Origin of the sequence: Allocatelliglobosispora scoriae (assembly GCF_014204945.1) — a bacterium.
GTDB lineage: Bacteria > Actinomycetota > Actinomycetes > Mycobacteriales > Micromonosporaceae > Allocatelliglobosispora > Allocatelliglobosispora scoriae.
The window spans coordinates 2,478,891-2,498,339 of sequence record NZ_JACHMN010000003.1 but is presented as its reverse complement, the minus strand read 5'-3'; the positions used below and the strand labels follow the sequence as shown (position 1 = coordinate 2,498,339).

The following is a 19,449-nucleotide window of genomic DNA, read 5'->3' as shown; positions in this document are numbered from 1 at the left end:
ATCGACCGCGCCGGGAAGGCCGTGATCGGCCTTCCCGGCGTCGAACGGCGCACAGGAGTCAGGCGGGGGCCTGCTCGCCCGCCTCGACCGGGAACGGCAGCGTGTTCTCGGGCAGCGGCAGCGGGCACGTGGTGAAGTCGGTGAACGCGCACGGCATGTTCGCGGCCCGGTTGAAGTCCAGCACCACCGTGCCGTCGGCAGTGGGCGCGTCGACCGCCAGGACCCGTGAGGCCGCGTGGGTGGTCACCCCGCTCGTCGCGTCGCGGAACTGGATGGACAGGCCCGCCCCGGCGCCGAACGCGGTCAGCGCATGGTCCTCGCCGCCGACGGCGAAGCGCACCACGCCCCGCGAGACGGTGATGTGGCTGACCCCGTCGACCACCGATCCGACCGTCCCCACCTGCGGCGACTCGAAGGGCTCGAATCGCCCGGCGAGGACCCACGAGGTCGACGGCGGGTAGGCGGGGATGCCGACGAACCCCGCGATCGCGGGCGAGCGGGGATCGCGGACGCGAACGGCGTGCCGGTCGCCGCGGCGGATCAGCTCGATCTGGATGCCGCCGTGGGCCAGCGTGATCCCGGGTGCGGCGTCGGCGGGTGCGTAGCGGGTGCCGTCGGCGACCGGCTCACCGTCGAGGCGCAGCTCCGCATCGGCGAGGGCGGTCACCTCGATCCCCGACCGGTCCGCCGACCAGAGCCCGGGCAGACCATCCACAGTGGCCGGTGCGGTGTCCAGCCAGTGCAGACCGGTGAGGCTGAGCAGCCCGTACGGGGAGCGCAGGTCCTCGTCGCGCCCGGAGTGCCAGCGCCGCCACTCCCGGACCCACTCGTCCTCGTCGGCGATCACCGCATGCCGGGTCGTCGTCATCTCGGATCTCCTTCGCTGGTCGCGGCTCCGGGGTCCGGGACGCTGACGGTGATGAACGGGGTACGCCGGCGCAGCCGGAACCCGAGGGATTCGTATAGCCGGATCGCGTCGGTGTTGCCGATCCGGGTGTGGATGAGGGGCACCGCGCCGCGTCGGCGTACCCCGGCCACGACGGCGAGGGTGAGCCTGGTCGCCAGGCCCTGCCCGCGATGGGCGGGATCGGTGCAGACGGCGCTGATCTCGGTCCAGCCCGGCGGCTGGAGCCGTTCGCCCGCCATCGCGACGAGGGCGCCGCCGCGGCGGATGCCGAGGTAGGTGCCGAGTTCGATCGTCCGCCGCAGGAACGGCCCGGGGCGGGTGCGCTGCACCAGGTCGAGCATCTCCGGCACGTCGTCGGCGGTGAGGAGGACCGCCTCCGGGTCGTCCGCGCCGTGGACGTCGGTGCCGAGGAGCTGGACGCCGTCGGTGTTCCAGGTCACCGGCCAGTCGGGCAGGGGCGGCAGCGTGCCGGTCAGGGAGACGAGCCCGCCGGGGCCCGCGAGAGCGGCGAGGTCGGCCCAGGCCGTGTCATCGGCGCCGGGGGCCAGCGCGGCGAACAGGGCGACCTCGGGGTCGAATCGGGTCGCCTGCCCGACGGTCTGCGCGAACCGGGCGTGCGAGCCGGTCAGTGTCGCCCAGACCGGGTTGTCGAGCAGGTCCGCGCCGACGGTGTCGAGGGCGCTCATCGGCTTCCCCCCGTGGTGGTGTGGGGGTGGGGAACCGCGAGGCCGAGGTGGTCGCGCAGGGTGGGGCCGGTGTATTCGGTGCGGAAGACGCCGCGCTCCTGCAGGAGCGGCACGACGGTGTCGGCGAACTCGTCGAGGCCGGTCGGGGTCACGTGCGGCACGAGGATGAACCCGTCGCTCGCGTCCTGCTGGACCAGGTCGTTGATGGTCTCGGCGATGGTCGCCGCAGAGCCGATGAAGGTCTGGCGCCCGCTGACCTCGATGACCAGCTCCCGGATCGACAACTGCTTCGCCTCGGCGAGCTCGCGCCACTGCCGGGCGGTGGCGATCGGGTCGCGGTGCGCCCGGTCGCTGGCGCGGCCGCGGGAGATGGTGTTCTCGCCGACGTGCGGGTCGATCCCGGGCAGCGGCCCGTCGGGGTCGTAAGCGCTGAGGTCGCGGTTCCAGAGCTGCTCCAGGAACCGCAGCGCGGTCTGGCCGCTGACCTGCTGGCGCCGGACGACATCGGCGCGCTCGTGCGCGTCGGCGTCGGTGTCGCCCAGGACGAAGGTCGCCGCGGGCAGGACGAGGAGCTGATCGGGGGTACGCCCGTAGCGCGGCAGCCGGTTCTTGACATCGGTGTAGAAGGCCTTGCCGGCCTCCAGAGTGGAGTGCCGGCTGAAGATGGCGTCGGCGGAGGCGGCGGCGAACTCCCGGCCGGTGTCGGAGTCACCCGCCTGCAGGATCACCGGGCGGCCCTGCGGGCTGCGGGGGACGTTGAACTGCCCGGTGATGTCGAAGTGCTCGTCGCGGTGGGTGAACGCCCCGGCGCGATGGTCGTCGAGGAAGGTGCCGCCGTCCTTGTCGGCGACGATCTCGTCACCGCGCCAGGAGTCGAAAAGCCCCCGGGCGGCGCTGAGGAACGACTCGGCGCGGGTGTAGCGCTGGTCCTCGCGCAGGAACGCGCCGCGGCGGAAATTCTGCCCCGTGAACGCGTCCCAGGAGGTGACGACGTTCCACGCCGCGCGCCCGCCCGACAGGTGGTCGAGGGAGGCGAACTGCCGGGCCACCTCGTAGGGCTCGTTGAAGGTGGAGTTGATGGTCCCGGCGAGGCCGAGGTGCTCGGTGACGGCGGCGAGCGCGGCGAGCACCGTGAACGTGTCGGGGCGCCCGACCACGTCGAGGTCGTAGATCTTCCCGCCCTGCTCCCGCAGCCGCAGTCCCTCGGCGAGGAAGAAGAAGTCGAACTTGGCGCGTTCGGCGGTCTGTGCCAGGTGGACGAAGGAGGAGAACTCGATGTGGCTGCCCGCCGCCGGGTCGCTCCACACCGTCGTGTTGTTGACGCCGGGGAAGTGCGCGGCGAGGTGGATCTGCTTGCGTGGCTCGGTCATCTGTCGTCCTCGGCCTTCATGCTGCGGCGTAGCGGTTGGCGGCGCGCGGCAGGCCCAGGTGCCCGCGCAGGGTGGTGGTGGCGTAGTCGCGGCGGAACGCGCCACGGCTCCGCAGCTCGCCGACGAGGCCCCGGGTGATCGCCTCGAGGTCGTCGGGGAGCACGCCGGGTCGCAGCCGGAAACCGCTCAGGCCCGCGCCCTGCCACCGCAGCAGCAGGTCCGCGAGGCCCTGCGGCGTCCCCGTGAAAACCAGGGCATCCGAGGTGTACGCATCGCCGGCCTGCTCGTCGAGCCGCTGCTTGCGATCGGCGGCGAGCGCGTCGGTCTCGCCGAGGAACACCACGAGATCGGCGAAGACGTGCAGCGTGTCGTGCTCGCGACCGGCGGCGGCCTGCTCGGCGCAGACCTCCCCCACGATGGCGCGGGCGTGGTCGGCGTCGACCGGCGTGGTGTAGACGACATCGGCGGCGCGGGCGGCCAGCCGGTAGGGGATGGTGGCGTGCGCGAGCGCGGTGACGACGGGCTGGCCCTGCGGCGGCCGGGGGGTGATCGAGGGCCCCTTGACGCTGAACCGCGGTCCCTCGAAGTCGATGTAGTGCAGGCGGTCGCGGTCGATGAAGCGGCCGGTGGCGGCATCGCGGATCTCGGCGTCGTCCTCCCAGCTGTCCCAGAGCCGCCGGACCACCTCGACGTGGTCGGCGGCCTCGTCGAACAGCTCGGTGATGAGCGCCTGCACCGCCGGGTCGGCGAGGTCGTGCAGGGGCACCCGCGGGATGCCGCGGCGGCCGAAGTGCGCCGCCTCGTCCGGGCGGCCGGAGACCTGCACCCGCCACCCGGCCCGGCCGGTGCTGACGTAGTCGAGCGTGGCGAGCGCCTTGGAGACGTGGAACGGCTCGGTGTGGGTGACGGTGGCCGTCGGCACGAGACCGATGCGGCTGGTGAGCGGTGCGATGCGGGCGGCGGTCAGGACCGCGTCGAGGCGCCCGCGTACCTGGTCGGTGCGTCCGTCGAGCCCGTCGATACGCGAGGACTGCAGGCCGAGGGAGTCCTCGATGGTGACGAAGTCCAGCAGCCCGCGTTCGGCTTCGGCGGCGAGGTCGGCCCAGTAACCGGCGGTGAGCAGGTCACCGGGGCGGGCGCGGGGTTGCCGCCACGCGGCGGGGTGCCAGCCCGCGCCGTCCAGCGCGACGGCGAGGTGCAGGGGAAGGGGCGGTGTCATGGGTTTCTCCTCGGATGGCGTGCGGTGCGGCGGTCGGCCGGTGGGCGCCCGACACCCACCGGCCGACCGGTTCACTTCCCGGCGATGGGCAGCCCGGGCGGGTTGACCTCGGACTCGGTGGTGGCCTCGTTGGTGAGGTTCCACCGGGCGAGGATCGCCGCGTAGTCACCGGACTTGATCAGGTGGTTGAGCGCCTCGGCGAGGGCCTTGACCAGGCCGTTGTCCTTCTTCGTGGTGATCGCGATCTTGCCCTGGAGGCTGGCTCCGGCCCCGGAGTAGGTGCCGATGATCTGGGTCTGCCCGGTGACCGCGGCCCCGTATGCGGCGCTGGGGTTCGGGCCGAGGTAGCCGTCGATCTGGCCGGACCCGATGGCGAGAAGGGTGGCCTGGTTGGTCTGGTAGTACTTGATCTCGACCGGGGCCAGCCCTTCGGCCTCGACCTGTTTGGCCCACTCGACGAGGATCTTCTCCTGGTTGGTGCCGGAGCTGACGGCGATCTTCTTCCCGGCCACGTCCTTGGGTCCGTCGACCCGCCAGGTGCTGCCCTTCTTCGCCACGAACGCGAGGTTGTCCAGGCGGTAGGTGGCGAAGTCGTACTTCTGCTTGCGCAGCTCGGTGACGGTGATGTTCGAGGCGCCCACGTCGTATTTGCCGCTGTCGAGGCCGACGAACAGGTTCTCCCAGGAGGTGTTCTCCAGCACCGGTTCCAGGCCGAGGACCCCGGCGATGGCGACGGCGATGTCGGGCTCGTTGCCGATGAGGGTCTTGTTGTCGGTGGCGGTGAACGCCAGCGGCGGGAACCCGGAACCGGCCGCGCCGATGCCGATCTGCAGCTTGCCGGTCGTGCGGATCGCCTCGGGTACGAGGCTCGCGATCGCGTCGACCTTCGCGGGCACGATGCGGTGCTGGTCGGGCCCGTCATTGACGACGAACGCGGCGGCGGAACCGCTGGCCGAGACGTTTCTCGGCGTCTCCTGCGGTGCCGCGCAGGCGCCGACGCCTGCCGAGACCGCCAGTGCCAGCAGTATCGCTCGTACTCTCATGGATCGCTCCTTGGGTTTCTGTGGTGTGAGGGCGGAGACCGGCGCTCGGGTCGCGAGCACCGGCGGAGGTCAGGTGAGGACCTTCGACAGGAACGCGCGGGTCCGCTCGTGGCGCGGGTCGTCGAGGACCTGCTCGGGAGGCCCCTGCTCGACGACGCGCCCCTCGTCGAGGAAGACGATCGTGTCGGCGATCTCGCGGGCGAAGCCGATCTCGTGGGTGACGACGATCATGGTGGTCCCCGACCGCGCGAGGGTCGCGATGACGTCGAGCACCTCGCCGACGAGTTCGGGGTCGAGCGCCGAGGTGGGCTCGTCGAAGAGCACGAGCTTCGGTTCGAGGGCGAGCGCGCGGGCGATCGCCACCCGCTGCTGCTGGCCGCCGGAGAGCTGCCGGGGGTAGGCGTCCGCCTTGTCCGCCAGGCCCACCCGCTCCAGAAGCTGGCGACCGTGCTCATGAGCCTGCGCGCGCGGCCGCCGCAGCGCCGAGATCGGTGCCTCGACGACGTTCTCCAGCGCGGTCAGGTGCGGGAAGAGGTTGAAGTTCTGGAAGACGAAGCCGATGTTGGCGCGCTGGCGCAGGATGTGGCGCTCGCTGAGCTCGTGCAGCCGGTTGCCGACGCGCCGGTAGCCGATGAAGTCGCCGTCGACGCTGATCAGGCCCCGGTCGACCTTCTCCAGGTGGTTGATCGCGCGCAGCAGTGTCGACTTGCCCGAGCCGGACGGGCCCAGGATCACCGTGACGGTGCCCGCGTGCACGGTCAGGTCGATGCCGTGCAGCACCTCGTGGGTGCCGAAGGTCTTGTGCACTCCGCGTACCTCGACCATGGCGCTCATCGGGCACCCCGGGCGAGGCTCGCGCGCAGGCGCTGCAACGGTGTCGGCGGCAGCGTACGCAGGGCGCCGCGGGCATAGCGGCGCTCGACGTAATACTGCAGCACCGACAGGATCGCGGTGAGCACCACGTACCAGACGGTGGCGACCATGAGCAGCGGCACGACCCGGCCGTTGCGCCCGTAGACGACCTGGACCTGGTAGAACAGCTCACCGATGGCGAGCACATACACCACCGACGTGCTCTTGAGCAGGTTGATGAGCGAGTTGGCGGCCGACGGCAGGATCGCGCGCATCGCCTGCGGCAGCAGGATCCGGCGGAACTGCCGTCCGCGCGGGATGCCGAGCGCGGCGGCCGCTTCGAGCTGCCCCTGGTCGACGGAGATGATGCCGGACCGCACGGTCTCCCCGGCATAGGCGGCCTCGTGCAGGCTGAGCCCGAGCAGGGCCGCCCCGAACGAGCTGACCAGGTGCAGCGTCTGCACCTCGTAGAAGCCGGGTCCGAACGGTACGCCGAACTGCAGCGTCTGGTAGAGGTAGCCGAGGTTGGCCCAGAACAGCAGCTGGACGATGAGCGGCACCGACCGGAACACCCAGACGAAGGTCCAGCTCAACGCCTGGAGAACAGGGTTCTTCGACAGCCGCATCGCGGCGAGCACCGTGCCGCCGAGGAAGCCGAGGATCGCGCTCGCGGCGGTCAGCTCCAGCGTGACGATGAGCGCGTCGACGACCGAGCGCTCCAGGAAGTAGCCCGCGAACGTCGCCCAGTCCCAGCCGGGGTTGGTCGCCAGCCCGTGGGCGAACTGCGCGGTGATCACGATCGCGGCGATCGAGACGACCCAGCGCCACGGCCGCTTCGCCGCCACCACGGTGAGATCCGCCGGGTCGGGCGGGCCGGCCTGGGGCGGGACGGACGGGTCGCCGCCGCGGACGGCCGGCGTCAGGACGGTCATGCGTACCACTCCTTGGCAAGCAGCTCGAACGAGTGCACCCGGTCGGCGTGGTCGTGGGTGATCGTGGTGACCAGCACCTCGTCGGCACCGGTCACCCGCTGCAGCGTGCGCAGCTGCTCCGCCACGGTCTGCGGCGAGCCGACGAACTGCGTCGCGAGCCGGTCGGCGACGAGCTCCCGGTCCTCGTCGCTCCAGGCGTATGCGGCCGCCTGCTCCGGGGTCGGGTAGGGGATCGCGCCCTCGCCGAGCCGGATGCTGCGTACCCACAACGCGTACGGCGTCGCCAGCCTGCGGGCCTCCTCGTCGTCGGAGGCGACCACGACATCCGCCGAGACCATCATCCTCGGCGCCGCGTTACCGGCCGACGGCTGGAACGCCGCCCGGTAGCCCTCCGCCGCCTCCAGCACCGTCGCCGGGCTGACGTGGTAGTTCGCCGCGAACGGCAGCCCACGGGCACCCGCCACCCGTGCGCTCTCCCCACCGCTGCTGCCCAGCACCCACACCTCGACGTCGGTGGCCTCGCCCGCGCGGGCGTACGCCTCGACGCCGTCCTCGCTCCGGTACTCCGCCGCGAGCAGCGCCAGGATCTCGTCGACCTGAGCCGGGAAGTCCGGCGGCAGCGCGCCCTCCTGCTGCAGCAGGGATGCGTAGACGGCGAAGCGCGGGGAGCCGATGAGCTTCGCGAACGAGAACGGCCGCGGGATCAGCAGCCCGTCCACCACCCGCGCCTCGGGCGGGGCCACCGGCGGGCGGCCGAGTTCGGCGATCGCCTCGACCCGCCGCTGCCCGGACCGTCCCAGCCCGAGGTCGATGCGGCCGGGGTAGAGGGCGTCGAGCAGCCCGAACTGCTCGGCGATGGAGAGCGCGGTCTGGTGGCCGGTCTGCACCGCGCCGGACCCGACCCGGATGTGGCTCGTCGCGGCGGCGATCTGCGCGATCAGCAGCGCCGGATGGGAGCTGGCGACCCCGGCAGCGAAGTGGTGCTCGGCGACCCAGTAGCGGTGGTAGCCGAACTCCTCCGCCCGGCGGGCCAGGTCCACGCTGTTGCGCAGCGCGGCGGCGACACCGCCGCCCGCCGGGACCGGTGACAGGTCGAGAATGCAGAGTGGAACGGTCATCGGGTGGCTCCTCCGAGGTCGGCGAACGGGCGGCTGGGGATGTCGCGGCGCAGCACCGGCGCCATCTCGCTCTGGAAGAGCTCCAGCGTCGCGCGGTGCTGGTGGTCGGTGAGGCCGTCGCCGTCGGCGGTCAGGTGCATCACCTCGTGTCCGAACCGCTCGTGATAGCGGTGCACCTTGTCGAGGATCTGCTGCGGGCTGCCGACCAGGATGGAGCTGCGCTCGATCGCGTCCTCCAGGCTGTGGAACACCGGATCGATGCCGAGCCGGGCGAACGCGGCCCGGCGCGCCTCGTAGATCGGCCGGTAGGTCTCGATCGCCTCCTGCGACGTGCGCGCCGCGTAGAAGCCCGCCGACCCCGCACCGACGAGCGCGTCGGCGGGATCGTGCCCGTAGTGCGCCCACCGCTCGCGGTAGTGGTCGATGAGGTCGGCGTAGGGCTCGATGGGGTTGGTGACGTTGGCGGAGAAGAGCGGATCGCCGAAGAACGCCGCCAGGTCCACCGATTCGCGGCTCGTCGCGCTGCCGTGCCAGACCCGGATCGGCTGCTGCAACGGGCGGGGCCACACCTCGGCCTCGGTCAGCGACGGCCGGAACCGCCCCGACCAGTTCACCCTCTCCTCCCGCCAGAGCCGCCGGAACAGCTCGTAGCCCTCGCGGTTGCGGTCCCACTGGTCCTGCGTGGTGACGTGGTAGAGCTGTGCCTGCGCGGCACCGTTGCCCTTGCCGATGATCAGCTCCAGCCGGCCGCCGGAGAGGTGGTCGAGGGTGGCGTAGTCCTCATAGGCCCGGACCGGGTCGAGCAGGCTCAGCGTGGTCACCGCCGTGAAGAGCCGGATCGTCGAGGTCTTCGCCGCGATGTGGCTCAGCACCACCGGTGGCGATGACGAGATGAACGGGCGCTCGTGGCGCTCCCCCACGCCGAAGCCGTCGAATCCCAGCTCCTCGGCGAGGACCGCCTTCGCCACCACCTGCCGCAGCCGCTCGGTCGTCGACAGGCGGACCCCGGTGATCGGGTCCGGCAGGTGCGTGATGAGCGTGATCAGCAGGACCTTCATCGCGGTGGAAGCCTTTCGCCGGTGGGGAGCAGCAGCGGCCGGACGCCTTCCGCGAACGCGTAGGCCTCCTCCAGGTGCGGGTAGCCGGACAGGATGAACTCGTCGATCCCGACCCGGCGGTAGTCCTCGATGCGGTCGGCGATCTCGGCGTGGCTGCCCACCAGCGCCGTCCCCGCACCGCCGCGGACCAGGCCGATGCCGGCCCACAGGTTCGGGCCGACGACGAGCCGGTCGCGGTCGCCGCCGTGCAGGTCGAGCATCCGGCGCTGGCCGTCCGACGCCAGCAGGCGCAGTGCCGCCTGCCGGGCCGCGATGGTCTCGTCGTCGAGCCCGGCGATGAGCCGGTCGGCGTCCGCCCAGGCCCGCTCGGCGGTGTCGCGGGCGATGACGTGCAGCCGGATGCCGAACCTCGGCGCCCGCCCGTGCTCGGCGGCGGCCGCCCGGACCCGCTGCACCTTCGCCGCCACCTGGTCGACGGGTTCGCCCCAGGTCAGGTAGACATCGGCGTGCCGGGCGGCGACCTCGACGGCGGCCGGTGACGACCCGCCGAGGTAGACCTCCGGCACCGGGTCGGGCGGCCGGCGCAGGTGTCCGCCCTCGACGGTGTAGTGCTTGCCCGTGTGGTCGAACGATTCGCCGCTCCACGCCCGGCGGACCACGTCGAGGAACTCCGCCGCCCGCTGGTAACGGTCGTCGTGGCCGAGCCGGTCGCCGTACCCCCGCTGCTCTTCGTCGCTGCCGCCGGCGACGACGTTGAGCAGGACCCGCCCGCCCGACAACCGCTGGAACGTGGCCGCCATCTGCGCGGCGAGCACCGGCTCGACGAGCCCCGGCCGCAGCGCCACCAGGAAGCGCAAGCGCCGGGTCTGCGCGATGAGCGCGGCGGTGACGACCCACGCGTCCTCGCAGTGCGCGCCGGTCGGTGTCAGCACGCCGGTGTAGCCGAGGGTGTCTGCGGCGCGGGCGAGCTGGCCGAGGTAGTCCAGCGTCGGCGGCCGGGTGCCGGCGGCGGCGCTGCTCGCGCCGATCGTGGTGCCGTGCACGCCGACGTCGACCGTGCGGCTGTCGCCGCCGGTCGGCAGGAACCAGTGGAAGGCGGTCACGGCCGTCACACCCCCAGCGCCGGAAGCGCGTCCAGCAGGGTCCGGGTGTAGGCGTGCTTCGGGTGCACGAACACGTCGCCGACGTGGCCCTGCTCCACGACGCTGCCCTCGTGCATGACGAGGACCCGGTCGCTGAGGTGGTGCACGACGCCGAGGTCGTGCGAGATGAACAGCAGCGCCGTGCCGTCCTGCGCGCGGATCTCGGCGAGCAGGTCGAGGACCTGGGCCTGCACGGAGACATCGAGGGCGGAGACCGGCTCGTCGCAGATGATCAGGCTCGGCCGGGGCGCGATCGCGCGGGCGATCGCGACCCGCTGCCGCTGCCCGCCGGAGAGCTGCCGCGGATAGCGGTCGAGCACGTCGCGGTCCAGCCCGACCCGGTCGAGCAGCTCGGCGACCCGGGCCCGGCGATCGCGCGCGTCCGGCAGCGCCTCGGCGATGATCCGCTCCACCGGATAGCGGGGGTCGAACGAGCTCAGCGGGTCCTGGGAGATCAGCTGCATCCCGCGGCGCTGGGCACGGCGCTGCCGCTCGGGAATGCCCGACCACCGCTGCCCGCCGAAGGCGACCGATCCCGCCGTGGGCTCGACCAGCCCGAACAGCAGCTGCGCGACGGTGGTCTTGCCGGACCCTGACTCGCCGACGAGGCCCAGGGTCTCGCCGCGCGCGATGGTGAAGCTGACATCACGGACCACCTCGTGGTCGCCGTAGCGCTTGTGCACGCCCTCCACCCGCGCCACGACCGCCGCCGGGTCCACGGTGACCGGCGGCAGGGCCGCCGCGACCGCGCTCACCGGCGTGGACAACCGCCGCCCGCGCGAGGCCGCCGAGGGGATCGCCGCCAAGAGCAGTCTCGTGTACGCGTGCCGAGGCTCACGCAGCACCTGCCCGGTCTCCCCCTCCTCGACGATGACGCCGTCCTTCATCACCAGGACCCGGTCGGCGAGCTGGGCCACGACCGCGAGGTCATGGCTGATCAGCAGCAATGTCGCTCCGGCCGCCCGGCGTTCGGCGAGCAGCCGCAGGATCTGCGCCTGCACGGTGACATCGAGCGCGGTGGTCGGCTCGTCGGCGATGAGCAGCGGCGGCTCGGCCGCGATAGCGGAGGCGATGAGGGCCCGCTGGCGCAGCCCGCCGGAGAGCTGGTGCGGGTACTGCCGGGCGCGGCGTGCTGGTTCCGGCACGTGGACATCGGCGAGCAACTGCTCCACCCGCTGCGAGCGTTGGGAGCAGGGCACGACGCCGTGGGTCTGCAGGACCTCGCCGATCTCGTCGCCGACGGTGCGCAGCGGGTCGAGGGAGACGAGCGCGTCCTGCAGGACCAGCCCGGCGAAGCGCCCGCGGACGCGTCGCCAGTCACGGGTCCGGTAACCGGTGGCGTCATTGCCGTCGATGTCGAGGCGCTCGGCTCTGACCTGCGAGTTCGATCCGGCGAGACCGACGAGGGTCCGCGCGGTGACGCTCTTGCCGGAGCCGGACTCCCCCACGATCGCCACGCACTCACCCCGGTGGATGTCGAAGGTGATCCCCCGGACGGCGGGCACGTCGTGCCGGGCGGTCCGGAAGGTGACGTGCAGGTCCTCGACCCGGATCAGCGCGGTCATCGGCCCGACCTGCCGTCGAAGCGGCGCTGGAGGTGGCGGCCGAGCACGGTGAGGCTGATGACGGTGAGGGTCACGGCGATGCCGGGGGTGATCGACGCCCACCAGGCGATGCGCAGGTAGCTGCGGCCGTCCGACAGCATCGCGCCCCACTCCGGCGACGGCGGCTGCGGTCCCATGCCGAGGAAGCTGAGCCCGGCGGCGGTGAGGATCGCCTCGCCGAGCCCGATCACGGCGATGACCGGAATGGGGCCGAGCACGTTGGGCAGGACGTGCCGGATCACCAGCCGGGTCCGCGAGGCGCCGAACGCGACCGCCTGCTCGACATAGCCGGCCCGGCGGACGACGAATGTCTGCGAGCGCACGACCCGGGCGTAGTGCGGCAGGGTGGCGATGCCGATGGCGACGATGAGGCTGACCGTGCCCGGTCCGGCGATCGCGATGAACAGCAGCGCCAACAGCAGCAGCGGGAACGCCGACAGCGCGTCGAAGGAGCGGGAGAGCGCCTCGTCGGCGACGCGGTGCGCGAGCCCGGCGATGACACCGAGCAGGACGCCGCAGGCCACGGCGATTCCGGTCGCGGCGACGCCGATGCTCAGCGAGTGCCGGGCGCCGTGCACGACCCGGTCGAAGACATCGCGGCCGAGATAGTCGGTGCCGAACCAGTGGCCGCTGCTGGGCGGTTCGAGCACGTGGAACGGGTCGGCGGCGAGCGGATCGGCACCGGCGAGCAGCTGCGGCCGGACGACGGCGATCAGCGCGAGCACGAGGTAACCGACGCCGGCGATGACACCGGGACGGGCCCGCCACCGGCGGCGTGCCGACGGGTCCGCCGTCGCGGGTGCGGCGACCCTGGTCAGCGGGCCGGCTTCGGTGGTCAGGCTCATCGCGTCAGCTCCTTCGCAGCCGTGGATCGATCAGCAGGTAAGCGAGGTCGGCGGCGGTGCTGAGGGCGACGTAGACGGCTGCGGAGAGCACCACGACCGCCAGGACGACGGGCATGTCCTTGGTCGAGACGGCGAGGAGGGTGACCTGGCCGATGCCGGGGCGGCCGAAGACCTGCTCGATGATCACGGTGCCGCCGATCAGTACGCCGAACAGCCAGCCCGTCAGGGTGACCGCGGGCAGCAGGGCGTGGCGCAGCGCGTGGCGGGCGAGCACGGCGGTCTCGCGCACGCCCCGGGCGCGGGCGGTCACGACGAACGGCTCGTCGAGCGCGCGCTCGATGCCGTCGCGCAGCACCTGGGCGAGCAGGCTCCCGATCGGCAGGGCGAGGGTGATCGCGGGCAGCACGAGGGCGGAGAGGTCCCGGTCGCCGGAGACCGGGAAGAGACCCAGCCGGAACGAGAAGATGTTGAGCAGGATCAGTCCGATGAGGAACGTCGGCGTCGACACGAGGACCAGCTCGGTGGTGGAGCTGGCCCGGCGCAGCCACGGCCGGCGCCCGGCGGTGACGACCGCGACGACGACCGCGATCACCACGGCGATGGCGACGGCGGCGAGGGCGAGCTTCAGCGTCGGGAGCAGCTGCGCGCCGATGACATCGCTGACGGGGCGTTGCAGCTGGTAGGAGCGGCCGAGATCGCCCTGGGCGGCGCGCAGCAGGTAGGTGGCGTACTGGACGATCTCGGGCCGGTCGAGGTGCCACTCGGCGATGATCTGCGCCCGGATCTCCGGGGTGTCCGCGCCGTCGCCGATGATGCTGTCGACGGTGCTGCCGGGCGCGAGCAGCAGGGCGAGGTAGGCCGCGGTGGCGGCGGCCCAGAGGACCACCGCCGCCGTGGCGAGCCGGCGGGCGACCGCTCGAACGAGGGTCACTTGCCGATCCAGATGTTGTAGGCGCTGCCCGGCACGCCCGCCGTCGGTTCGAAGCCGATCCCGCCGATGGTGCGGGCGGCGCCGATCTGGTCGGCCGGGGCATACAGCGGCAGCAGCAGGGCCTGGTCGGCGACGGTGAGGCGCTGGATGTCGGAGTAGACCGAGACCCGCTTGGCGGGATCACCGGTCGCCTGCCCGGCGGCGAGGAGCCCGTCGAGCTCGGGGTCCTTGTAGTTGGTCCGGTTGATCGCGCCGGTCGAGAAGAGCAGCAGGTTGAGCGCGGCACCGGCGTCGGTGTCGGCACGGGAGTTGTCGAAGATCTCGAACTCGTTGGCCGCGATCGCCGCCGTCGCGGTGCCCTGGTCCACGATGGACACCTTCAGGTCGATGCCCGCGCTCTGCTTCACCGCCGCCTGCACGGCCTGGGCCAGGATGTCGCGACGGTCCCGGACGTAGGGCGCGGACTGGACCACCCGGACGGTGAGGCGCTTGCCGTCCCTGGTGCGGAATCCCTCGGCGTCGCGCCCGCTCCAGCCCGCCTCGTCGAGCAGCTTGTCGGCGTTGGCGGCGTTGTTGCCGTAGCTCCCCTCGAACCGCTTGTCGTAGAGCGGGCTGGTCGGCCCGATGACACTCCACGCCCGCGTCGCCGTGCCCCGGTAGACGGCCTGCAGGACGGCGTCGACATCGACGGCGTCCCGGAACGCCCGGCGCACCCGGACGTCGTCGAACGGTGCGTGGCCGGTGTTGAAGTAGTACGAGTACGCGGAGCCGGAGTTCAGCGACTTGTTCAACGCGAGCTGCGGTGTCGTCTTGACCAGGTCCTGATCGGTGGCGGGCACGCCCTCGATGACCTGCACCTGTCCGGAGGTGAGGGCGCCGACCCGTACCGATGACTCCTTGAGGAAGCGGTAGGTGACCTCGTCGAGGTAGGCGGCGCCCTGGTGCCCGGCGTTGGCCGGCGCCCAGTGGTAGGCGGGGTATTTGCGGTAGTGGACCTCCTGGCCGGGGGTGTAGCGGTCGAGGACGAAGGGGCCGGTGCCGACGACATCCGGGCCGCCGGCCTTGAGGTTCTTCGCCTCCCGCAGCGACTTCGGCGAGATCTGCGCGCCCTGGGGTGAGGCGAGGAAGTCCAGGATCAGCACGTCGGGGGCCGTCAGGGTGATCGTGACGGTGGCCGGGTCGGTGACGGTGACGGTGACGCTGCCCAGGTTGCGCAGCTGCACCCCGCGCAGGGCCGGTGCGTAGCCGGGCTGCAGGAGCTGGTCGAAGTTCGCCTTCACCGCGGCGGCGTCGAACTTCTCGCCGTCGTGGAAGGTGACATCGGTCCGCAGCTTGACGGTGTAGACGAGGCCGTCCGGGGACACCTGGTAGCCGGTCGCGAGCCACGGCACGAAGCCGCCGTCGGCGTCGTGGGTGAGCAGCGCCTCGAACGAATTCCACACCAGCAGCCGGGCCTTGGCCTGGGCGTACTGGTGGGGGTTGAAGGTGATCGGTTCGGTCTCGATGCCCCAGGTCAGGGCGCCGCCGGCGACCGGCTGCCCGGCGGAGTCGGCGGTGTCACCGGTGCCGCCACCGGAGCAGGCGGTCAGGGCGAGAGCGAGGGCTGCGGCGGCGGCGGCCAGCCTCGGGGTACGCGAAAAGGGCAGCATCGATGGAACTCCAGTCCGATCAGGACATCACCGAGAGAGGGCATCCGGGGGGACGGCGCGGCTGTGCGCCGCCCGGCCCGGGACGGACAGAGCGTGGGTGCGTGCACAAGAGGTGGCGTGAGGCGGCAGGTTCACCCACCGGCGGGTGAGGGACCGCCGGTTCAGCTCACAAGGTCAGCTCGGACAGGAGCTCGACCACACCCGACCGAAGTCGATGTGGGAGCGCGTCGTCAACCGCAGCTCGCAGGACATACCCACAGTCCAACCCAATGCCGTGTCCACTGTCAACGATTCGCGCTGCTGGTGTTGTGTTTCGCACTTAAGGACGTAAATCTATTGCACATACCCTACTTCACAGATAGGATATGTATGCTTTCTGGATCACCGAGCGTTCACATAAAGGTAATAAATTTCTATTTATCAATCATTGACGGAGGATTCGGCCCGCCGTAGCGTCGCCGCCATGACCGACGCGAAGATCGACCGCCGCGGCATCCTGCGCGGGCTGGGCGCTGCCGGGCTCGGGGCCGCCACCGGCTGGGCCATCGGTGCGGATGCCGCCGAGGCGGCGACTCCACCGAACGTCATCGTCGTGCTCATCGACGACCTCGCCCGGCGGGAGCTCGGCTGCTACGGCAACACCTTCAACGAGACGCCCCACATGGACCGGCTCGCCGCCGACGGCACCCGGTTCACCGCCGGGTATTCGGCCGCGCCGGTCTGCTCGCCGACCCGGGCCAGCCTGATGACGGGGCAGTACCCGGCGCGGGTGGGCATCACCGAGTTCCTCGGCCCCGCCGGCGACGACTTCCTGCCGACCAGCTTCCAGACCCTGCCCGAGACGCTGCGGGCCGCGGGCTACCGGACCGGCCTCATCGGCAAGTGGCACCTCTCCGAGACCTACACCGGGCCGGTCCGGAACCGGCCCGGCAACCCCTGGTCGCACGGCTTCACCGACGTCATCGCCTCGGAGCAGAAGTACATCGCCGGGGGTGACTACTTCCACCCCTACTTCATGCTGCCGGACCTGCCGCAGCGCCTTCCGAACGAGTACCTCACCGAGCGGCTCAACCTGGAGGCGGTCGACTTCATCATCGCCGCCCACCAGCAGGGTGTGCCGTTCTACCTCCACCTCGCCCACTACGCCACCCACGCGACGCTCGCCGCTCCCCAACCCCTGATCGACAAGTACGCTGCGAAGCCCGGCGCCGGACAGCCCGGCCGCAACCCGGTCCTCGCCGCGATGCTGCAGGTCGTCGACGACGGCGTCGGCGCGATCCGGGCCACCCTCGACCAGCTCGGCATCGCCGGCGACACGGTGATCCTGCTGCTCTCGGACAACGGCGGCGACGGCGCGGTGGCACCGAGCACCCCGCTGCGCGGCGCCAAGGCCACCCTCTACGAGGGCGGTGTCCGGGTGCCGATGATCGCCTACCACCCCGCGGCACCGGGCGGACGGGTGGTCGACACCCCGTTCAGCACGGTCGATGTGATGCCGACGCTGCTCGACACCGCCGGGGTGGCCCGGCCGCCCGGCGTGCACCTCGACGGGGTGAGCTTCGCCGGGCTCCTCAGCGGCGGCGCGGCACCGCAGCGGGACACGCTGTTCTGGGTCTACCCGCACTGGCACAACCCGGGCGCGCCGACCGCCTCCGTCCGGCGCGGAAAGCACAAGCTGCTGCGATACCTGCACGACGGGCGTACCGAGCTGTTCGACCTCGTCGCCGACCCGGGCGAGACGGCGAACCTCGCCACCAGCCTGCCGGCCAAGACCCAGGAGCTGCAGGCGGCCCTCGACGCGCACCTGCGCGATGTCGACCTGTTCCCGCCGGAACCCTCCCCCGCCAACCTGCCGGTCCTCGTGACCGAGCAGGAGTTCGACGGCGGGCTGGGCGGGCTCACCGTGCTGGCCCCGGCGCCGGAGCAGCGCGCCGGCACCGTCGCCGCGGCCGGCGGCGCGCTGACCGTCGCGGCCGGCGGGGCGCCGGCGTTCGCGCTGCTGCGCTCCGACATACCCGCCACCCACACCGATGTCGCGGTCATCGTGAGCCAGCGGTCCTACGCCGGCGCCGCCGCGACCAGCCAGGACACCCTCTTCGCCGGGCTGGTCAAGGACGCCGCGAACTACTTCCTGGTCTGGTACAACCACAAGCTCAAGCGGGTCGGCTGGGACGTGCGGATCGCAGGCGTCCTGACCGGTGAGCGCATCACCCAGCTCGACGGGAAGATCAACTACCCGGGTCCGAACGCCCGGCTCGCCTGCGTCCTGCACGGCGACGAGCTCACCGCCTACGCGGTCGCCGCCAACGGCTGGCAGTACCTCTTCACCGCCGACGCCGGCCGGTACGCACGCCTCGACGACCCCGCCGTCCGCGCCCAGTACCGCTACGGGTTCGGCGTCCGCCTCGACGGCGGGACGATCACCGTGGAGCGCTTCGCCGTCCGCCGCCGCTGACCCCGCCCGAGGTGGTAGGACTATGGCGTGGGCATCATCTCGCCCGGGTTTCGCGGCCGACCCCGATCGCCGGGTCCGCAGCTGCCACCCGGCCAGTACCTGACCGAGGACTTCCCCGTGCTGTCGGCCGGTCCGACGCCGCGGATCCCGCTGGAGACCTGGGAGTTCAGCATCACGACGGAGGCCGGGACGGCGTATACGTGGAGTTGGCCGGAGCTGACCGCGCTGCCCGCGCAGACGCCGACCGTGGACCTGCACTGCGTGACGAAGTGGTCCAAGCTCGGCACCGGCTGGCGCGGGGTCTCGCTCGACACCCTTCTCGGTGACGTGGAGACGGCGGCCGACTTCGCGATGGCCCGGTCCTACGGCGGCTACACGACCAACCTGCCGCTGGCGGACCTGCTCGACGGCAAGGCCTGGATCGTCTACGAGTACGACGGCGAGCCGCTGCATCCGGAGCACGGCGGCCCGGCCCGGCTCCTCGTCCCGCACCTCTACCTGTGGAAGTCGGCGAAGTGGATCCGGGGCATCCAGCTCCTGCTCGACGATGTGCCGGGCTTCTGGGAGACGGCCGGCTACCACGAATACGGCGACCCGTGGCGCGAGCAGCGGTACCAGGGCGACTGAGCGCACGGCTGGTCTGGCGGGTGGCCCGGTTGACGGCGATCCGCGACGAGACGGCCACCGCCCGTACCCTCGTCCTCACCGTGCCAGACTGGCCCGGCCACCTCGCCGGGCAGCACGTCGACGTGCGGCTGACCGCCGAGGACGGCTACAGCACGCAACGCAGCTACTCGATCGCGTCGGCGGCCGACGGCGAGACCGTCGAGTTGACCGTGCAGCAGGTGCCGGACGGCGAGGTCTCGCCCTACCTGGGCGAGGTGCTCTCGATCGGCGACCCGGTGGAGCTCCGCGGGCCCGTCGGCGGCTATTTCGCCTGGCGGCCGGAGTCGACCGCACCGGTGCTGCTCATCGCGGGCGGGTCGGGGATCGTGCCGCTGATGGCGATGATCAGGGCCCGCCGAGCCGCGGGCAGCCGGGTGCCGTTCCGGCTGATCTACTCGGTGCGCACGCCGCACGACATCTACTACGCCGATGAGCTGCGGATGCGCGCCCGCGACGACGCCGGGCTCGACGTCGCCTACGCCTTCACCCGGGCGGTGCCCGACGGCTGGCCGTCACCGCCCCGGCGGCTGGGGGTCGCCGAGGTCAACACGCACGGCTGGCCGGCCGATTTCGAGCCGGAGTGCTTCATCTGCGGACCGACCGGCTTCGTGGAGACCGTCGCCGACATCCTGGTCGCGCTCGGCCACGACCCGCAGCGGGTCAGGACCGAGCGGTTCGGCCCGAGCGGAGCCTGAGATGACCGACTCCTATCTGGACGGCAACGCCCTCGCCGGTCCGCTGGGCGAGATCTTCACCGTCGACATCACCGTGGCCCGCAGCCGGTGCGCCGGGTGCGGGCAGACCGGGCCCGTCGCCGCACTGCGCGTCTACGCCCAGGCACCGGGACTGGTCGCACGCTGCGCCGGGTGTGACGAGGTGGTGCTGCGGGTGGTCCGCGATCCGGCGGGCGCCTGGCTCGACCTGCGCGGCTCCTTCAGCCTGCGCATCCCCCTGCCCTCAGCCGAGTAGCGA

At 72.0% G+C, this 19,449-nt stretch carries 18 protein-coding genes; 4 read left to right on the top strand and 14 right to left on the bottom strand.

The features are described 5' to 3' along the window. Positions 1-58 precede the first annotated feature (58 nt). The 14 genes from F4553_RS37410 to F4553_RS37345 form a co-directional block, all read right to left on the bottom strand. The gene (locus F4553_RS37410; protein WP_184846037.1) at positions 59-868 is read right to left on the bottom strand and encodes a DUF1684 domain-containing protein; all 810 of its coding nucleotides are present in this window, start codon (positions 866-868) and stop codon (positions 59-61) included. Then, positions 865-1,593, bottom strand: coding sequence for a GNAT family N-acetyltransferase (locus tag F4553_RS37405; RefSeq protein WP_184846035.1), 729 nt, complete (start codon positions 1,591-1,593; stop codon positions 865-867). The genes F4553_RS37410 and F4553_RS37405 overlap by 4 nt, the downstream gene beginning before the upstream one ends. Further along, complete coding sequence (locus F4553_RS37400; RefSeq protein ID WP_184846033.1) at positions 1,590-2,963, bottom strand: NtaA/DmoA family FMN-dependent monooxygenase; 1,374 nt, start codon at positions 2,961-2,963, stop codon at positions 1,590-1,592. The genes F4553_RS37405 and F4553_RS37400 overlap by 4 nt, the downstream gene beginning before the upstream one ends. Before the next feature lie 16 nt (positions 2,964-2,979). Continuing rightward, positions 2,980-4,182, bottom strand: a complete 1,203-nt coding sequence (locus F4553_RS37395) for an LLM class flavin-dependent oxidoreductase (protein WP_184846021.1) — start codon at positions 4,180-4,182, stop codon at positions 2,980-2,982. Between the two features lie 71 nt (positions 4,183-4,253). Then, positions 4,254-5,225 (bottom strand): ABC transporter substrate-binding protein, encoded by a 972-nt coding sequence (locus F4553_RS37390; RefSeq protein WP_184846019.1) that lies wholly within the window; start codon positions 5,223-5,225, stop codon positions 4,254-4,256. A gap of 69 nt (positions 5,226-5,294) precedes the next feature. Beyond that, the gene (locus F4553_RS37385) at positions 5,295-6,059 is read right to left on the bottom strand and encodes an amino acid ABC transporter ATP-binding protein (protein WP_281395590.1); all 765 of its coding nucleotides are present in this window, start codon (positions 6,057-6,059) and stop codon (positions 5,295-5,297) included. Next, positions 6,056-7,009, bottom strand: coding sequence for an amino acid ABC transporter permease (locus tag F4553_RS37380; RefSeq protein ID WP_184846017.1), 954 nt, complete (start codon positions 7,007-7,009; stop codon positions 6,056-6,058). Before F4553_RS37380 ends, F4553_RS37385 begins: the two co-directional genes overlap by 4 nt. After that, entirely contained in the window at positions 7,006-8,127 is a 1,122-nt protein-coding gene (locus tag F4553_RS37375) for an MsnO8 family LLM class oxidoreductase (protein ID WP_184846015.1), read from the bottom strand. Before F4553_RS37375 ends, F4553_RS37380 begins: the two co-directional genes overlap by 4 nt. Further along, a complete protein-coding gene (locus F4553_RS37370) occupies positions 8,124-9,185 on the bottom strand; it encodes an LLM class flavin-dependent oxidoreductase (protein ID WP_184846012.1) in 1,062 nt (353 codons plus the stop codon). Before F4553_RS37370 ends, F4553_RS37375 begins: the two co-directional genes overlap by 4 nt. Beyond that, positions 9,182-10,288 carry an LLM class flavin-dependent oxidoreductase gene (locus tag F4553_RS37365; RefSeq protein WP_312875539.1) on the bottom strand — a complete coding sequence of 369 codons (1,107 nt, stop codon included), beginning with the start codon at positions 10,286-10,288 and terminating at the stop codon, positions 9,182-9,184. The genes F4553_RS37370 and F4553_RS37365 overlap by 4 nt, the downstream gene beginning before the upstream one ends. Before the next feature lie 5 nt (positions 10,289-10,293). After that, complete coding sequence (locus F4553_RS37360; RefSeq protein ID WP_184846009.1) at positions 10,294-11,892, bottom strand: dipeptide ABC transporter ATP-binding protein; 1,599 nt, start codon at positions 11,890-11,892, stop codon at positions 10,294-10,296. Then, positions 11,889-12,776 (bottom strand): ABC transporter permease, encoded by an 888-nt coding sequence (locus tag F4553_RS37355; protein WP_184846007.1) that lies wholly within the window; start codon positions 12,774-12,776, stop codon positions 11,889-11,891. Before F4553_RS37355 ends, F4553_RS37360 begins: the two co-directional genes overlap by 4 nt. Before the next feature lie 4 nt (positions 12,777-12,780). Further along, positions 12,781-13,707, bottom strand: a complete 927-nt coding sequence (locus F4553_RS41530; protein WP_184846005.1) for an ABC transporter permease — start codon at positions 13,705-13,707, stop codon at positions 12,781-12,783. After that, positions 13,704-15,356, bottom strand: a complete 1,653-nt coding sequence (locus F4553_RS37345; RefSeq protein ID WP_184846003.1) for an ABC transporter substrate-binding protein — start codon at positions 15,354-15,356, stop codon at positions 13,704-13,706. The genes F4553_RS41530 and F4553_RS37345 overlap by 4 nt, the downstream gene beginning before the upstream one ends. Positions 15,357-15,819: 463 nt before the next feature. Between F4553_RS37345 and F4553_RS37340 the strand changes: the two genes are divergently transcribed. From F4553_RS37340 to F4553_RS37325, 4 genes are read left to right on the top strand one after another with little or no spacing between them, the layout of a single operon-like run. Beyond that, complete coding sequence (locus tag F4553_RS37340) at positions 15,820-17,811, top strand: sulfatase (protein WP_184846001.1); 1,992 nt, start codon at positions 15,820-15,822, stop codon at positions 17,809-17,811. Positions 17,812-17,838: 27 nt separating this feature from the next. Further along, the gene (locus F4553_RS37335; RefSeq protein ID WP_184845999.1) at positions 17,839-18,438 is read left to right on the top strand and encodes a sulfite oxidase-like oxidoreductase; all 600 of its coding nucleotides are present in this window, start codon (positions 17,839-17,841) and stop codon (positions 18,436-18,438) included. Next, positions 18,435-19,172, top strand: a complete 738-nt coding sequence (locus F4553_RS37330) for a ferredoxin reductase (RefSeq protein WP_221470925.1) — start codon at positions 18,435-18,437, stop codon at positions 19,170-19,172. The genes F4553_RS37335 and F4553_RS37330 overlap by 4 nt, the downstream gene beginning before the upstream one ends. A 1-nt stretch (position 19,173) precedes the next feature. Next, the gene (locus F4553_RS37325; protein ID WP_184845995.1) at positions 19,174-19,446 is read left to right on the top strand and encodes a DUF6510 family protein; all 273 of its coding nucleotides are present in this window, start codon (positions 19,174-19,176) and stop codon (positions 19,444-19,446) included. The last annotated feature ends 3 nt before the right edge of the window (positions 19,447-19,449 follow it).

What these genes read in the sequence shown, in the direction of transcription:
- F4553_RS37395 (WP_184846021.1), bottom strand. Translation starts at nt 4,182, where the DNA reads ATGACACCGCCCCTTCCCCTGCACCTCGCCGTCGCGCTGGACGGCGCG.
- F4553_RS37400 (WP_184846033.1), bottom strand. Translation starts at nt 2,963, where the DNA reads ATGACCGAGCCACGCAAGCAGATCCACCTCGCCGCGCACTTCCCCGGC.
- F4553_RS37340 (WP_184846001.1), top strand. Translation starts at nt 15,820, where the DNA reads ATGACCGACGCGAAGATCGACCGCCGCGGCATCCTGCGCGGGCTGGGC.
- F4553_RS37360 (WP_184846009.1), bottom strand. Translation starts at nt 11,892, where the DNA reads ATGACCGCGCTGATCCGGGTCGAGGACCTGCACGTCACCTTCCGGACC.
- F4553_RS37385 (WP_281395590.1), bottom strand. Translation starts at nt 6,059, where the DNA reads ATGAGCGCCATGGTCGAGGTACGCGGAGTGCACAAGACCTTCGGCACC.
- F4553_RS37355 (WP_184846007.1), bottom strand. Translation starts at nt 12,776, where the DNA reads ATGAGCCTGACCACCGAAGCCGGCCCGCTGACCAGGGTCGCCGCACCC.
- F4553_RS37390 (WP_184846019.1), bottom strand. Translation starts at nt 5,225, where the DNA reads ATGAGAGTACGAGCGATACTGCTGGCACTGGCGGTCTCGGCAGGCGTC.
- F4553_RS37410 (WP_184846037.1), bottom strand. Translation starts at nt 868, where the DNA reads ATGACGACGACCCGGCATGCGGTGATCGCCGACGAGGACGAGTGGGTC.
- F4553_RS37380 (WP_184846017.1), bottom strand. Translation starts at nt 7,009, where the DNA reads ATGACCGTCCTGACGCCGGCCGTCCGCGGCGGCGACCCGTCCGTCCCG.
- F4553_RS37375 (WP_184846015.1), bottom strand. Translation starts at nt 8,127, where the DNA reads ATGACCGTTCCACTCTGCATTCTCGACCTGTCACCGGTCCCGGCGGGC.
- F4553_RS37370 (WP_184846012.1), bottom strand. Translation starts at nt 9,185, where the DNA reads ATGAAGGTCCTGCTGATCACGCTCATCACGCACCTGCCGGACCCGATC.
- F4553_RS37325 (WP_184845995.1), top strand. Translation starts at nt 19,174, where the DNA reads ATGACCGACTCCTATCTGGACGGCAACGCCCTCGCCGGTCCGCTGGGC.
- F4553_RS37345 (WP_184846003.1), bottom strand. Translation starts at nt 15,356, where the DNA reads ATGCTGCCCTTTTCGCGTACCCCGAGGCTGGCCGCCGCCGCCGCAGCC.
- F4553_RS37405 (WP_184846035.1), bottom strand. Translation starts at nt 1,593, where the DNA reads ATGAGCGCCCTCGACACCGTCGGCGCGGACCTGCTCGACAACCCGGTC.